The sequence below is a fragment of the Methylocystis sp. genome (genome assembly GCF_050246715.1).
GTDB lineage: Bacteria > Pseudomonadota > Alphaproteobacteria > Rhizobiales > Beijerinckiaceae > Methylocystis.
On record NZ_JBFWVN010000035.1, the window covers coordinates 23,308 to 37,276 of the forward strand.

A 13,969-nucleotide genomic window follows, 5' to 3' on the forward strand; every position below is an offset into this window, starting at 1 on the left:
GCTCATCCCGCCTTAAAGCTGAGCGCGGCGGCGCCGCCAGTCATGTCGGCGAGAATCGTCTCGCCGGCGATTGCGCGCGAGCCTACCGCCACCATCGGTCGCGCGGATGACGGCATATAAACGTCGACCCGCGAGCCGAAACGGATCAGGCCGAAACGGTCGCCGACGCCGATCTGTTCGCCTTCCTTGACGAATCCGACGATGCGGCGCGCAACGAGGCCCGCGATCTGCACCACGCCGAAACGCCCATACGGCGCGTCGATGACCATGCCGCTGCGCTCATTATCCTCGCTCGCCTTGTCGAGGTCGGCGTTAAGAAACAGGCCCGGCTTATAGGCGATTTTCGAGATGCGGCCGGTGATCGGGGCGCGATTCACATGCACGTCGAAAACGCTCATGAACACCGAAATGCGCTGCATCGGCTCGGCACCGAGACCGAGTTCAGCCGGCGGCAAAAAGAACCCGACCGCGCTGACCACGCCATCGGCGGGCGAGACGATCAGCCCCTCGCGCAGCGGCGTAATGCGCTTCGGATCGCGAAAGAAATAGGCGCACCAGGCGGTGGCGATGAAACCGATCCAGCCGAGCGTCGGCGACAGGTAATCGAGCAGGAGCGCCGCGAACGCGAAACCGGCGACGAAGACATAGCCTTCAGGATGGATCGGAACGAGCGATTTGCGGATGGAATCGATGATCGACATTCGGGCCTGCTTTCGTCGCGCCTCGGCGAGCGCGGGCTTCCTTTGCCATGTTGCGGCGCCAGAGTCACGAACGCGCCGCCTCGGTCAGGGAAGCCGAAGGATGCGGCAAGGGTCGCCTTTCGCCGCCGCGGGCGCGCCGGGCTCCCGGACCAGGAGCGCTTGGGATTGGGTCAGTTCGGTGAGCAGCGATGAATCTTGCAGCGGCTGCGGCGTGGCGACGAGCCGCCCAATTTCGTCCGTCGTGAGGGTTGCGCGCATATAGTCGCGTCGGCCCTTGTTGGCGGGGAGGTTGCTTCCTGCGAGCGCCAGTTTGGTCAGATCGGCGCCGGCTTTGGGATCGCCCTGGAGAGCGCGCAGCAGCGGCGCGAGGAAAATCAGCGCGCAAACGAAGGCGGCGACTGGATTGCCGGGCAGGCCAAGGATGCGCATGTCGCCGAGCGCGCCATGGATCAGGGGCTTGCCCGGCCGCATCGCGATTTTCCAGAAATCGAGCGACATCCCCTGGCGCGCCAGCGCCGGACGCAGCAGATCGCGGTCGCCGACCGAGGCGCCGCCGAGCGTGACGAGAACGTCGGCGCGCGCCTCGCGGGCAAGGGCGACGCCGCGTTCGAGTTCGGCGAGATCGTCACGGAATATGCCGAGATCGACGATTTCGGCGCCGGCGTCTTCGGCGATGGCGGCGACCGCCAGATTGTTGCAGGAAATGATTTGCGAGGGGCCGGGCTCGGCGCCCGGCGGAACGAGTTCGTCGCCGGATGCGATGATCGCCACCCGGGGGCGACGGGCGACCGCAATGGCGGCATGGTTCATCGCCGCAGCGAGGGCGAGCTCGGCCGGGCCGAGGCGCGTCCCGACCGTGAGCGCGACCGCGCCTTCGCGAAAGTCGAGGCCGGCTGCGCGAATATGCGGGCCGGGCGGGGCGCTCGCGGTCAACGCGTCCTCAGCGACGCGCGCGTCTTCCTGCAGCAAGATCGCATCAGCCCCGTTCGGAACGGGGGCGCCGGTGAAAATGCGCACGGCCTCGCCGGGCATGAGCGCTCCGCCATAGCCGCGACCGGCGGCGCTTTCGCCGACGATGCGCAGCGGGCCCGCGGCGAGGTCGGCGGCGCGCAGCGCAAAGCCGTCCATGGCCGAAACGGCGACCGGCGGCTGGGTGCGGCGCGCGACGAGATCGGCGGCGAGCGTGCGCCCCCGCGCCAGCGCCAGCGGCGCCGATTCCTCGTCAAGGCGCGAAGCTCCCGCGAGCACGCGCGCGAGGGCGTCGGAAACCGAAAGCAGCTTATCCACGCGAATCCTTATCCCCGGTTCGCGACGCGGCGGCAGATGAAAGCGAATAGGCTCTCGGCCGCAAGCGCGACGAGCACGATCACGGTCGCAAGCGTCGCGTCAATGTCGACGCTGGGATAAGCGAAGGAGAACGCCACGCCAAGAGCGATCGCCAGCAAAAAAACGCCGACGACCCGAGGAAGGGACAATTTCATTTCGGCGTCTCCTCGTCGCTCTTTGTGGACTCGGCGAAATGCGCGATGTCCGCTACCGCCGCGCTGACCGGTTGCACCCAATCGGCGGCAGTCAGAATGACGTTGAGGAGCTGCAAACGGAAATCGGCAAGACGCTCGCCATCCGAAAAGTTTGGCCGTTTCACCTGCGCGGCGTAAGCGGCGACGAAAAGCGGAAAAGCGCGCGGACGCACATTGGTCAGATCGATGAAGAGGAAGGGCGGGGGAAGAGGCGAAAGATCGCTGACCTTGGTCGCGTAAGTGAGAATATAGGGACCGCCGGAGAGATCATTGGCGCATAGCTGCGCGACCGCGGGCGCCGGTCTGTCGCACAAATGGAACAGCAAATCCCGCGCCATGGCGAAATCATAGTTCTTGTCGAGAAAGGCTTTGACGACCGCCGGCGCGGCGTCGGCGTCGAAAGCGGCTTGTCCGCGCGCGGCCGCCTTGGTCGGCAGATAGAGGATGTTGATCCGCTGCTTCGCCTCCGCAACGTTCGACGCCGCGGGAAAGTGGCCCACAATCTCGCGCAAAAAGGCGACGGCGCGATCGCCGGGTCGGGGCAGGATCACGTAAGAATACAAGCCATAACCAGCCGTCTCGGCGCCGGGCGCATACAGAAAATCATAGGCCGTGCCGAGGATGGATGGCCTTTCGGCGGGGCCGCCGCCGCCCGATTCCGAAGGTCTGGCGGGGCTTGGCGCCTCGACTGGTGGCGCGCGGCGATAGGCGCGCGGCTGGCCGGCTCCACTCGAGGGGGAGCGCCAATAGGGCGAACCTGAACGATGATAGCCGCCGTGATGATAGGAATAACCCATACAGCGCCGGTAGCAGGCCGCGTCGTCGCCGCACCGTCGTCGGCATTCGCTCGCACGGTCGGCGATCGCGGGCGCGCCTGCGAGCAACAGCAATGCGATAGCGATAAGAAAGCGCCGCATAGCGGCCTCCGCCAATCAGTAAATGTGTCGAATTGTTACGATATCGAGCTATTCCGACCGAGTCGAATTGTTGGTCGCGGCCGATGCCGATTTATTCGTCGCGGTCCCAGTCGCCGGACTTGCCGCCGCGCTTTTCGACGAGTTCGACGCCTTCGATGCGCATGAAGCGATCGACGGCCTTCAACATGTCATAGATCGTCAGACAGGCGACCGAGACGGCGGTGAGCGCCTCCATCTCGACGCCGGTCTTGCCGGTGACCGACGCTTCGGCCAGCACGCGCAGGCCCGGCAGCGCCTCATCCGGCGTGATCTCGATCGATATGCTCGACAAGGGAAGCGGATGACAAAGCGGGATTAGGTCGCTCGTCTTCTTCGCCGCCATGATTCCGGCAATACGCGCGACGCCGAAGACGTCGCCCTTCTTGGCCTGGCCTTCGATGGCGAGACGCAGGGTTTCGCGCGCCATCGCCACTTGGCCGCGCGCGCGCGCCACGCGAGCGGTCTCAGCCTTTGCCGACACATCGACCATATGCGCTTCACCAGCTGCGCCGAGGTGAGTCAGCGCGCTCATGTCACGCGCCGGCGGCGGACTTGTGCGCGCCCGAATTCTGACTGGCGTGCGCGCCTTGCAGAAGTTCGCGCGTCGCGGCCTCCACATCCTGCTTGCGCATCAGGCTTTCGCCGACGAGGAAGGCGAAGATGTGCGACTTTTCGAGGCGCAGGCAGTCGTCATGCGTCGTGATGCCGCTTTCCGCGACAATGATTTTGTCGCGCGGAATCTTCTCCGAGAGCCTCTCGCTCACTTCGAGCGAGACGTTGAAGTCATGGAGATTGCGATTATTGACTCCGATGAGACGCGTCTCGAGTTTTAGCGCACGATCAAGCTCGCTTTCGTCATGCACTTCGACGAGCACGTCCATGCGCAGATCATGCGCGGCGGTGTTCAGCGCGCGCGCTTCGTCGTCATCGACGGCGGCCATGACGATGAGGATGCAATCCGCCCCAAAAGCGCGCGCCTCATAGACCTGATAGGGGTCGAACATGAAATCCTTGCGCAGCGCCGGCAGATGCGTCGCCTTTCGCGCCGCTTCAAGGTCTTCGAGCCTGCCCTTGAATGACGGCGCGTCGGTCAGCACCGAAAGACAGGCGGCGCCGGCGGCTTGATAGGCGCGCGCCAGTTTCGGCGGATCGAAGTCAGGCCGAATGATTCCTTTGGACGGACTTGCCTTCTTGATTTCGGCGATGAGCGCGATGCGGCGTTCGTTGAGCTTTTGCTCGATCGCATGGACGAAGCCGCGCGGCGGATCATGATCGCGCACCTTGCGCTCAAGCGTCGCCAACGGCATGCGCACCTTCGCCTCGGATATCTCGGTGCGTTTATAAGTTTCAATCTTTCGTAAGATGTCCGTCATCTGTTCGCCTGCGGCGAAGTCGGGCCGCGACCGCCTCGCTCGAATTCATTCCGTCAACTGCCGGCTCGCTATGAATAGCCGATAAACGGCCGCAATCCTATCCCGATTGGACGGCGGTCAGGCAGCTCGGTTCGAGCATCGGATCAGCGCGTCGAGCTTGTCCCGCGCCGCGCCCGAATCGAGCGCCGCCTCGGCGAGCGCGACGCCATCGCGCAGATTCGCGGCCCGCCCGGCGACGACCAGCGCCACGCCGGCGTTAAGCGCGGCGATGTCTCGATAGGCGTTCTTCTCGCCCTCGAGTACGGCGCGCAACGCCCTGGCGTTATGGGCCGCATCGCCGCCGACGAGCTGTTGCGTCGTGGCCCGTGGCAATCCCGCGTCTTCAGGCGAGAAGTCGAAGGCGCTTATGACGCCGTCTTCGAGCGCGACGACATGCGTGACGCTGGTCGTCGTCGCCTCGTCGAGTCCGTCGCTTCCATGCAGCAGCCAGACGCGCGTGGCGCCAAGCTCGCGCAGCACATGCGCCAAGGGTTCGAGCCAGTCGCGGGAGAAGACGCCGATGGTCTGACGCTCGACCCACGCCGGGTTGCACAGCGGACCCAGCAGATTGAAAATCGTGCGTACGCCGAGATCGCGTCTGACCGCCGCGGCATGGCGCATGGCCGGATGATGCGCGGTCCCGGCCATGAAACAGATGCCCGCCTCGCGCAGAGAGGCGGCGGCGGCGTCAGGAGAAATTCCCACCTTGACGCCGAGTTCGCCAAGCACGTCGGAAGCCCCCGACAGTGACGAAGCCGCTTTCCCGCCATGTTTCGCGACGATCGCGCCGGCGGCTGCGGCGATGATCGCGGCCAGAGTGGAAATATTATAAGTGCCGGCGCCGTCGCCGCCTGTCCCGACAATGTCGATCGCGCCCGGCGGCGCTTCGACCGGCGTCATGGCGGCGCGCATGGCCTCCGCCGCCCCGATAATTTCGTCGATCGTCTCGCCGCGCAGCCGCAGGCCCATGAGAAACGCGCCAAGCTGTCCGGGCGTGGCTTCGCCCTTGAAAATTAGAGTAAACGCAGCTTCCGCCTCGTCGCGCGCCAGCGGCGCGCCCGAGGCGAGGGCAGCGATATAGGATTTGAATTCCTCGCTCATTGGGGCAGGGCGGCGTTAAAGACCAAGGGCGAAGCCACAAGCCGATGGCGCGCGGCCAAAGCCGCCGTCACGCCGCCTTCTCGCGGCGTCGCGGCCCTTCGTTCCATTCCCTCGCAAGGTCGAGGAAGTTTTGCAAAATCTTATGGCCGTGCTGAGAGGTGATGCTCTCTGGATGGAACTGTACGCCATGCGTCGGCAGGGACTTGTGCGACAGCGCCATGATTAGGCCGTCCGGCGTTTCGGCCGTGATTCTCAGGCAGTCGGGAAGCGTTTCGCGGCTGACGATCAGTGAGTGATAGCGCGTCGCCTGGAACGGCCCTTCGATGCCTCGAAACACGCCCTCGCCGTGGTGCAGGATCGTCGCCATCTTGCCATGGATCGGCAAGGGCGCGCGAATGACGTCGCCGCCAAAAACCTCGCCGATCGACTGATGGCCAAGGCAGACCCCGAAAATCGGCACGGTCTCGGCAGCGGCCGAAATCAGCTCCATGCAGATGCCGGCTTCACGCGGCGTGCAGGGTCCTGGCGACAGAACGATCGCATCGGGCCCTCCGGCGAGCACTTCGGCGACCGACACTGCGTCGTTGCGGTGCACGGTGACCTTCGCGCCCAACTGGCCGAAATAATGGACCAGGTTGAAGGTGAAGCTGTCGTAATTGTCGATGAGGGTGACGTTGGACATTTGTCTGAGGTCCGGCGCTCCTGGCTGGGGCGTTTGGCGCAGTTCTAAAGAGTGCATTAGGCCGCCGGCGGGGCTTAGGCAACCGTTGGTGGACTGTCGTCGCGCGGCGAGAAGCGCCAATCCGGCCGCGCTTCCTTGATCATCATGATCTCGGCCAGCGATTGGCGGGTCAAAAGCCCCAGCAGTCGCCCGTCCGCGTCGACGACGCCGACAGCTTCTCCCCCGGTGAGCTTGGGCAATGCGGCGTCGATGCTCTCGCCAACGCCGATCGTCGCCGGCTCTCGGCGCATGAAGGGCGCAATCGGCGCGCCGGGATCGGAACCCTGCAAGGCTTCGACAATGTTGGACCGCGACAGGAAGCCGGAGAGGCGGCCCGAGGCGTCGACGACCGGGAATTCGTCCTGCGACGTGGCCAGGAGAATGTCGATCGCTTCCCGCACGGTGGCGCCGCGGTCGATCACGGCGATACGGGTCTCCATCGCATCGGCGGCCTTCAGACCGCGCGCCGCTTCCGACATGGATGTCATCTGCGCCTCGCCGGCGGCGGCGATATAGACGAAAATCGCAATGAACAGCAGCAGCGGATTTCCGAAAAGTCCAAGGAAACCGAGCAGAAACGCAAAGCCCTGACCGATCTGAGCGGCGATGCGAGTCGCGCGCTCCTTGCCCATCCAGATCGACAGAGCGGCGCGGAGCACGCGGCCGCCGTCCATCGGAAAGGCGGGGATCAAGTTGAACGCCGCGAGGAAAATATTGACCGCCGCCAGGCGTTTCAGGAGATTGACCGACGGATCGCCAATCTCGACAGCGTCGGAAAGGTCGATGGCGCCCAGAAAGAGGATCAATCCGACGGCGATCACAAGATTGACGGCAGGACCTGCGAGCGCGATCAGCAGCTCCTGTCCCGGCTTGTCAGGCATCCGCTCCATGTCGGCGACGCCGCCGATCGGCAACAGCGTGATTTCCCGCGAGACGATTCCATAGCGGCGCGCGGTCAATATGTGGCCGAACTCATGCAGAACGACGCAGAAAAAAATCGCGACGATGAACAAGACGCTGTCGCGCGCCGCGATCGCGCCGCCGCGCTGATAGGCCGCAAAGCCGATCCAGCCCAAGAGCAGCAGGAAGGTAACGTGAATGCGCACGGCGGTTCCCTTGAAGGAGCCGATCGTGACGGACCATCGCATGTGGGCGTCCTAGGTCGTGGTTAACAGGCGATAAGATAGGGCTGCCGGGCGGCTTGCGCTAGATCGCGGTGCGTTCAGGCGGAACCCGCTGAACGCAGATAACGTGATCGATTCTAGTGATTTAGAGCGCGCTTTACGCGAAAAGCCGGTTCCCACTTTTTCGCGAGCCGCGCTCTAAGACTCGGGTCCGCAAACGAAAAGCGCCGGCAAAGCGGCCTTTAAGGCGCCTGCCGGCGAGAGACGAGAAGACGCGCCAGACCGCGTCAGAGCCGATAACGGACCTGATCGGTCCAGAAGCGCTCGAGGCGCGAAAGCGAGGCGTTAAGGCTACGAAATTCATCGCAGGATACGCCGCCGATCTGCTCGACGGTCAGCGCGTGCTTTTCGTAAAGCTGAGCCACGATATCGTGAATTTGCTTGCCCTTCGGGGTCAGGCTGATGCGCACCGAACGGCGGTCGAGACGCGAGCGGGCGTAATGCATATAGCCCGTCTCGACGAGCTTCTTGACGTTGTAGGAAACATTGGAGCCGAGATAATAGCCGCGCGTGCGCAGCTCGCTCGCGGTCAGCTCCTTGTCGCCGATGTTATAGAGCAGCAGCGCCTGCACCGAATTGACGTCGCCGAGATCGCGGCGATCGAATTCGTCCTTGACGACGTCGAGCAAACGGCGGTGGAGTCGTTCGACGAGCGTCAGCGCTTCTAGATAAACCGGCCGGATCTCGCTGACGCGATTCTCTCGGGCCAGGGGGGCGGTCTTGGTCACGGCGCTCATCATCTTCTCCATAAGGGCGGATGCGTCAGGCATCTCTTGATCGGCGTTCGATGCGTGCAAATTAGGGCGCGGCGGGTGAAAAGCGGTTTAAGCAACAGCCTGAATCGCGCGTTTACCGCGACGCCGACTGATTGCGGTGAATGAGAGATGAACTTAAACATTCGATTTACGCTAACGCCGCGCTAATCGAGGCTGTCGCTCAAGAAGGTTTTGGCGGCTTTCTGTCGAATCTGCGGCGACGGCGGCGTTCGCGCATGCGCTGCGCCTCGACGTCGCGTCCGGCTTCGAAGGTCAGGCCGAAATACATGGCGATCAGCACCGCGTTGACGCCGATCAGCCAATAGCCGCCGATGAAGAAACTCGGCATGCTGAGCGTGAGAAAAATCTGGGCGCTCGCCACCAGCAGCCACAACACGCCGCCCCACGGCGTCGCCAGCCACAAGCCGACGCCGGCGATCAAATCGAGCACCGCGAAGAAAATGACGGCGAAAGCCGCGCTCTGGGGCATGGTTTCGAAAATCGAACGGTCGGCGGCAAGAATGATCCGCCATTGCATCAGGCCCTGCACAAGCCAAAAGAAGGCGACGATGCGCATGAAGCGCGATAGAAGGACGCCCCATTTTGCGGCGTCGGCGCCATTGGGTTCGCCGATGCGGATCGCACGGGAAGGATCGTCGCCGTCATCGTAGATCGTTGGGCCGTCCATGAGATACGCCGCTACCCCTTTCGCTGTCCGCGCATTCTCGCGGAATTGCTACTGGCCCCGCCGCGCACGCGTCGCGAAGCGAACCGCTTCCTCGGCGGCGCGAAACAGCGCTTTCGCCTTGTTGACGCATTCGCGATTCTCATATTCCGGTTCGCTGTCGTAGACGACGCCGGCGCCGGCCTGCACATGCATCTTGCCGTCCTTGACGATCGCCGTGCGCAGCACGATGCAAGTGTCCATCTGTCCGCCTGCGCCGAAATAGCCGATGCAGCCGCCATAGATTCCGCGCTTGTCGGTCTCGAGTTCGTCGATGATCTCCATCGCGCGCACCTTCGGCGCGCCGGAGACGGTGCCGGCGGGAAAACCCGCGGCGAGCGCCTCGATGCAATCATGGCGCGCGTCGAGTTCGCCTTCGACATTGGAAACGATGTGCATCACATGACTGTAGCGCTCAATCGTGAAACTGTCAGTGACGCGCACCGTTCCCGTCGTTGCGACGCGGCCGACATCGTTGCGTCCAAGATCGAGCAGCATCAGATGTTCGGCGCGTTCCTTTTCGTCGGCGAGGAGATCGTCGGCGAGACGTTCGTCTTCGGCCTTGATCTCGCTGCGCCAGCGCGTGCCGGCGATCGGGCGGATGGTCACCTTGCCTTCGGCGACCCGCACCAGGATTTCGGGGCTCGAACAAACGATCTGGAATTCCCCGAAATCGAGAAAGCAGAGAAAGGGCGCCGGATTGACTCGCCTGAGCGCGCGATAGAGCCCAAAGGCGGGTAGAGCGAAAGGCGCGGTGAAGCGCTGCGACAGCACGACCTGAAAAATATCGCCTGCGCGAATATATTCCTTGGCGCGCTCGACCATCTCGATAAAGCGCGGCTTCGGCGTATTCGAAACCGGCTCCTGGGCGAGGAGATGCGCATCCGCCGCGCTGTCGCGATGCTCCAGCGGAGCCTCCAGCGTCGCGACGACTTTGTCGAGACGCGCGAGCGCCGCTTCATAGGCCGGCTTCGCCGCGACGCCGGACTTGGGCCGGACAGGCGTGACGATCAATATTTCGTCGCGGACCGTGTCGAAGACGATCATCAAAGTCGGTCGCACGAAAAGCGCGTCAGGCACGCCGATCTTGTCGGCCTTGGCCGGCGCGAGGCGCTCCATCTGGCGCACCATATCGTAGCCGAGATAGCCGAACACGCCCGCGGCCATCGGCGGCAAGCCGACAGCCAGCGGCACGGCGGATTCAGCGATCAGCTCACGCAAGGCGGCGAGCGGCACCGCCTCGCAAGGCGCGAAGCGGCTCGCGCGATCGAGCGCGCCGCGATTGATTTCCGCTTTGTCGTCAACGACGCGAAAGATCAGGTCGGGGTCAAGGCCGATCATCGAATAGCGGCCGCGCGCTGCCCCGCCTTCGACGGATTCAAGCAGAAAAGCGGCGCCGCGCCGATCGCGCGTGAGCTTGAGATAGGCGGAAACCGGCGTCTCGAGATCGCCGACCAGCCGCGTGACGACCAGCTGCGGCCGTCCCGCGTCGTAATCGGGGCCGAAAGCGTCGAAGTCCGGCTCGAACAGCGCGCCGCTCACCTGTCGCGTTCCGCTCCTGTCGCGGCTTCGAGCGCCCGCTGGTTGATGTCGACGCCGAGCGCCTTCTCCAGACCGCCCACATATTGCTCCAGCAGGTCGTTATGAAACGCCGGCTTCAGCTGCTGAGCGATCGTCTTTGATTCAATCGAGTTTGGATCGAAGACAGGGGTCGTTGCGTCGCGCACGAAATAAACCAGCCTTCCATTGTCGAAGACGACGGAGCCGGCGTTGCGCGGGGCGACCTCGAAGAATTGAACGATGACGTTGGGGGTGAAGTCCGGCCGCGCCTCACGCTTCACCTCATTGGCGCGCTGCGTCTGAACGCCGAGCTCCTTGGCGACGTCTTCGATCGGCTGGCCGGCGTTCAGCTTAGCGACAATTTCGGCGGCCTTTGCGGCGAGCGCCTTTTGCGCCGCTTCGTTGCGCATCGCCTCGGCGACGGCGTCCTTCACTTCGTCGAAGGTCTTCTGCCGCGCCGGCTCGACGCCATTGACTTCAAACCAGACGTAGCCGCCGTCGCGCGTCGCGACGGTGTCATTGTCGACGCCGACGTCCGACGCGAACGCCGCCTTGACGAGGTCTGGTCCCGCGGGGAGATTTGCGATCGGCTTGCCGCTGCGGTCGTTGCCTGCGTCGTCGACCGCTTCGTAAACATTGGTCTCAAGTCCCGCGGTTTTTGCGGCTTCGGCCAACGTTTTGCCGGAAGCGCGCTGGTCCTCGATGGCCTCGTGGAGTTTGCGCACCTCGGGCGTCACACGCTGCGCGGCGATTTCCGCGCGAAGCTCTGGCTCGGCCTGTTCGAAGGTCTTGCTGTAGATTGCCGGCGTAATGCTCTTGACCTCCGACACGACGGCGCCAAAGGCGGTATGGATCGGCTCGGTCAGTCCCGGCTGGGGCAGCGCGAAGACGGCCGCTCCGACTTTGGGATCGCCGAAATCACGCAATTCGACCAGTCCGAGATTTACGTCCTTGGGATTGAGTTTCAGCTCCGCCGCCAGCGCGTTAAAGTCGGCGCCGGCTTTCAGCTTGGCAATCGCTTCTTCGGCTTCCTTGTCGGTCTTGAACACGATTTGCCGCACGTCGCGCTTTTCCGGAGTTCCGTAGCGCTTCGACTTCACCTCGTCATAAAGCTTGCGCGCGTCCTCGGCGGAAACGCTCTCCGGCTTGCCGATCACGGACGGGCTGACGACGAGCGTCGTCAATTTGCGATATTCCTTGGCGCGGAAGCTTTGCTCGCGCTCGTCGAAATATTTCTTCAACTCCTCGTCGGACGGCGTGGCCATAGCGGCGACCAGGGACGGCGGCAGAATGACATAGTCGATCGTTCGCGATTCATTGCGGAAGCGGTGGATCGCTTCGATCATCGGTTTAGGCGGTTCGACTCCAGCGATGACGATGTCGGTGATCATCTTGCGCAGATAGGCGTTCTTCTGATCGGCTAGAAAGCCTCGTTCGCTGAAGCCCGCGTCATTGGCGATCTGCTTAAAGCGCATGGCGTCGAATTTGCCGTCCGGGCCCTGAAAGACTTTTTCGGATGCGAGCAGGCGCTGGGCGGTTTCGTCGCTGACCGCTAGCTGGAGCTGGCGCGCCTTTTGATCCAGCGCGACCTCGGTGATCAGACGCTCCAAAATCTGCAGGTCCAGCCCCGACTGACGCGCCTCCTGATTGGTGATCGCGCGTCGCATCCGCTGCTGAATGCGGCGAAGCTCGTTCTGATAGGCGTTGCGGTAGGCCTCGACGGAGACTTCGCCCGAGCCGACGCGGGCGAGCCGTTGCGTCGTCATGCCGCGAAAAACGTCTCCGACTCCCCAGATCGCGAAACTGACCACGATGACGCCCATCACCAGCGCCATGATGGCGCGGCCGATCCAGTTCTGCGAAGCGACGCGCAGGCCTTCTAACATGAGGGATGCTTCCTTGGGTGCGTTCGAGCCGGCTCCCCGGCTTTTGGCGGCGGACTATAGGGAGGGGGCGCACACGTGGCAATGCGTCGGCGGCTCGGATCGCCAAAGCGTCGAAATGCGCGGTTGCTTTTATGTTCCGAAAGATTGCAATCTGATTTTTGGCCTGAAGCCACGCCCGAGCCCTGGAAATCCGGAGAGCGCCAGACTCGCGCTCACGGCGAAAACTGGTAGTCGACCATGGACGAAACCGCCGAGAGCGTCGCCAAAGCTGGCTCAGCGGCTCCCGCGCCCAAAATCGAAGCTGGCGCCGGGGGCGTTCAGGGAGTCGAACACGCGGCGCCCGCCCACGCGCCGCAACCGGATGTCCGCCGGCTGCGCGCCGACCCGGAAGCGATCCGCAAGGCGTTTGAATCAGGTGAATTTCCTTACAAGACGCGGCTCTCCGAAAAGGACTATCTGCGGCATATGGCGCTGCTGCAGGTGGAGCTCTTAAAAGCGCAGAGCTGGGTAAAGAAGACCGGTCAACGCATCGTCATGCTGTTTGAAGGGCGCGACGCGGCGGGGAAGGGCGGCGCCATCAAACGATTCATGGAGCATCTCAACCCGCGCGGCGCGCGCGTCGTCGCCCTTGAGAAGCCATCCGAGCATGAGCGCACGCAGTGGTATTTCCAGCGCTATGTCCACCACCTGCCGTGCGCTGGCGAAATCGTTTTCTTCGACCGTTCCTGGTACAATCGGGCCGGAGTTGAGCGCGTGATGAATTTTTGCACGCCCAATGAATATCTCGACTTTATGCGCCAATGTCCCGAACTTGAACGCATGTTCGTCAGCTGCGGCATTCGTCTTTACAAATATTGGTTCTCGGTGACGCGCGAGGAGCAGCAGCGCCGTTTCCATGCGCGCATGCACGATCCGCTCAAACAGTGGAAGCTGTCGCCGATCGATCGGATTTCGATGAATAAATGGGACGACTACACCGAGGCCAAGGAGGCGATGTTCTTCTTTACCGACACGGCCGACGCGCCGTGGATCGTCATTAAATCCGACGACAAGAAGCGCGCGCGCCTCAATTGTATGCAGCACTTTCTATCGAGCCTCGATTATCCGAACAAGGCGCATAGCGTCGTCCACGGACCCGACCCGCTCATCGTCGGCTCCAGCGCGCATGTCATCGGGCGCGACGAGCACATTTTGGGCAAGTCGCTCGCGATGGACGTCGAGAAAAAGCGCAAGCGCTAGAGCGGTTTCTTGTCTGATTGAATCGAGAGGGATTCACGAATCAGCTTTGTTCTGATTCAAACTGCCTGCTGGCGAAGGAGGCGGGCAGGCATGTCGAAGAAGACTCTTTCGCTCGATCTCCGAGAACGCGTTGTGGCCGCAGTGTCTGGCGGCATGTCTCGCCGACAGGCGGCGGAGCGTTTCGGCGTCTCCGCGGCGAGCGCGATCCGC

General features: G+C 63.3%; 15 protein-coding genes. 2 read left to right on the forward strand and 13 right to left on the reverse strand.

Features of this window, described 5'->3' with window-relative positions; translation table 11 throughout:
• Positions 1-2 precede the first annotated feature (2 nt).
• The 13 genes from AB7I51_RS11845 to AB7I51_RS11905 all read right to left on the reverse strand — a co-directional run bounded on the left by AB7I51_RS11845 (position 3) and on the right by AB7I51_RS11905 (position 12,520).
• Positions 3-701 (reverse strand): phosphatidylserine decarboxylase, encoded by a 699-nt coding sequence (locus tag AB7I51_RS11845; RefSeq protein WP_428404441.1) that lies wholly within the window; start codon positions 699-701, stop codon positions 3-5.
• An 84-nt stretch (positions 702-785) separates the two neighbouring features.
• Positions 786-1,988, reverse strand: a complete 1,203-nt coding sequence (locus tag AB7I51_RS11850) for a molybdopterin molybdotransferase MoeA (RefSeq protein WP_428404440.1) — start codon at positions 1,986-1,988, stop codon at positions 786-788.
• An 8-nt stretch (positions 1,989-1,996) separates the two neighbouring features.
• Complete coding sequence (locus AB7I51_RS11855) at positions 1,997-2,182, reverse strand: hypothetical protein (protein ID WP_428404439.1); 186 nt, start codon at positions 2,180-2,182, stop codon at positions 1,997-1,999.
• Positions 2,179-3,138: a hypothetical protein gene (locus tag AB7I51_RS11860; RefSeq protein WP_428404438.1), complete on the reverse strand. Its 960-nt coding sequence runs from the start codon at positions 3,136-3,138 to the stop codon at positions 2,179-2,181. The genes AB7I51_RS11855 and AB7I51_RS11860 overlap by 4 nt, the downstream gene beginning before the upstream one ends.
• A gap of 91 nt (positions 3,139-3,229) precedes the next feature.
• On the reverse strand, positions 3,230-3,709 hold the full coding sequence (gene moaC, locus AB7I51_RS11865; protein ID WP_428404437.1) for a cyclic pyranopterin monophosphate synthase MoaC: 480 nt from the start codon (positions 3,707-3,709) through the stop codon (positions 3,230-3,232).
• A gap of 1 nt (position 3,710) precedes the next feature.
• Positions 3,711-4,550: an indole-3-glycerol phosphate synthase TrpC gene (trpC, locus tag AB7I51_RS11870; RefSeq protein ID WP_428404436.1), complete on the reverse strand. Its 840-nt coding sequence runs from the start codon at positions 4,548-4,550 to the stop codon at positions 3,711-3,713.
• Positions 4,551-4,667: 117 nt separating this feature from the next.
• Positions 4,668-5,690, reverse strand: coding sequence for an anthranilate phosphoribosyltransferase (gene trpD / locus AB7I51_RS11875; protein ID WP_428404435.1), 1,023 nt, complete (start codon positions 5,688-5,690; stop codon positions 4,668-4,670).
• A 67-nt stretch (positions 5,691-5,757) separates the two neighbouring features.
• Positions 5,758-6,372 carry an anthranilate synthase component II gene (locus AB7I51_RS11880; RefSeq protein WP_428404434.1) on the reverse strand — a complete coding sequence of 205 codons (615 nt, stop codon included), beginning with the start codon at positions 6,370-6,372 and terminating at the stop codon, positions 5,758-5,760.
• A 74-nt stretch (positions 6,373-6,446) separates the two neighbouring features.
• The gene (locus AB7I51_RS11885; RefSeq protein ID WP_428404433.1) at positions 6,447-7,559 is read right to left on the reverse strand and encodes a site-2 protease family protein; all 1,113 of its coding nucleotides are present in this window, start codon (positions 7,557-7,559) and stop codon (positions 6,447-6,449) included.
• 263 nt (positions 7,560-7,822) lie between these two features.
• A complete protein-coding gene (gene ldtR, locus AB7I51_RS11890; RefSeq protein WP_428404463.1) occupies positions 7,823-8,335 on the reverse strand; it encodes a transcriptional regulator LdtR in 513 nt (170 codons plus the stop codon).
• Between the two features lie 196 nt (positions 8,336-8,531).
• Positions 8,532-9,038, reverse strand: coding sequence for a DUF6163 family protein (locus AB7I51_RS11895; RefSeq protein WP_428404432.1), 507 nt, complete (start codon positions 9,036-9,038; stop codon positions 8,532-8,534).
• A 48-nt stretch (positions 9,039-9,086) separates the two neighbouring features.
• The gene (gene trpE / locus AB7I51_RS11900) at positions 9,087-10,616 is read right to left on the reverse strand and encodes an anthranilate synthase component I (RefSeq protein WP_428404431.1); all 1,530 of its coding nucleotides are present in this window, start codon (positions 10,614-10,616) and stop codon (positions 9,087-9,089) included.
• Entirely contained in the window at positions 10,613-12,520 is a 1,908-nt protein-coding gene (locus AB7I51_RS11905; protein WP_428404430.1) for a SurA N-terminal domain-containing protein, read from the reverse strand. Before AB7I51_RS11905 ends, trpE begins: the two co-directional genes overlap by 4 nt.
• A gap of 237 nt (positions 12,521-12,757) precedes the next feature.
• Between AB7I51_RS11905 and ppk2 the strand changes: the two genes are divergently transcribed.
• Together ppk2 and AB7I51_RS11915 are read left to right on the forward strand one after the other, a co-directional pair.
• Positions 12,758-13,759, forward strand: a complete 1,002-nt coding sequence (gene ppk2, locus AB7I51_RS11910; RefSeq protein WP_428404429.1) for a polyphosphate kinase 2 — start codon at positions 12,758-12,760, stop codon at positions 13,757-13,759.
• 90 nt (positions 13,760-13,849) lie between these two features.
• The coding region (locus AB7I51_RS11915; protein WP_428404462.1) for a helix-turn-helix domain-containing protein at positions 13,850-13,969 on the forward strand (120 nt) is incomplete at its 3' end.

Bases quoted from the DNA above. Each gene is read 5' to 3' on its own strand.
- ldtR (WP_428404463.1), bottom strand. From the start codon at position 8,335: ATGATGAGCGCCGTGACCAAGACCGCCCCCCTGGCCCGAGAGAATCGC.
- AB7I51_RS11895 (WP_428404432.1), bottom strand. From the start codon at position 9,038: ATGGACGGCCCAACGATCTACGATGACGGCGACGATCCTTCCCGTGCG.
- trpC (WP_428404436.1), bottom strand. From the start codon at position 4,550: ATGACGGACATCTTACGAAAGATTGAAACTTATAAACGCACCGAGATA.
- AB7I51_RS11880 (WP_428404434.1), bottom strand. From the start codon at position 6,372: ATGTCCAACGTCACCCTCATCGACAATTACGACAGCTTCACCTTCAAC.
- AB7I51_RS11845 (WP_428404441.1), bottom strand. From the start codon at position 701: ATGTCGATCATCGATTCCATCCGCAAATCGCTCGTTCCGATCCATCCT.
- moaC (WP_428404437.1), bottom strand. From the start codon at position 3,709: ATGAGCGCGCTGACTCACCTCGGCGCAGCTGGTGAAGCGCATATGGTC.
- AB7I51_RS11885 (WP_428404433.1), bottom strand. From the start codon at position 7,559: ATGCGATGGTCCGTCACGATCGGCTCCTTCAAGGGAACCGCCGTGCGC.
- AB7I51_RS11905 (WP_428404430.1), bottom strand. From the start codon at position 12,520: ATGTTAGAAGGCCTGCGCGTCGCTTCGCAGAACTGGATCGGCCGCGCC.
- ppk2 (WP_428404429.1), top strand. From the start codon at position 12,758: ATGGACGAAACCGCCGAGAGCGTCGCCAAAGCTGGCTCAGCGGCTCCC.
- AB7I51_RS11855 (WP_428404439.1), bottom strand. From the start codon at position 2,182: ATGAAATTGTCCCTTCCTCGGGTCGTCGGCGTTTTTTTGCTGGCGATC.
- trpD (WP_428404435.1), bottom strand. From the start codon at position 5,690: ATGAGCGAGGAATTCAAATCCTATATCGCTGCCCTCGCCTCGGGCGCG.
- AB7I51_RS11860 (WP_428404438.1), bottom strand. From the start codon at position 3,138: ATGCGGCGCTTTCTTATCGCTATCGCATTGCTGTTGCTCGCAGGCGCG.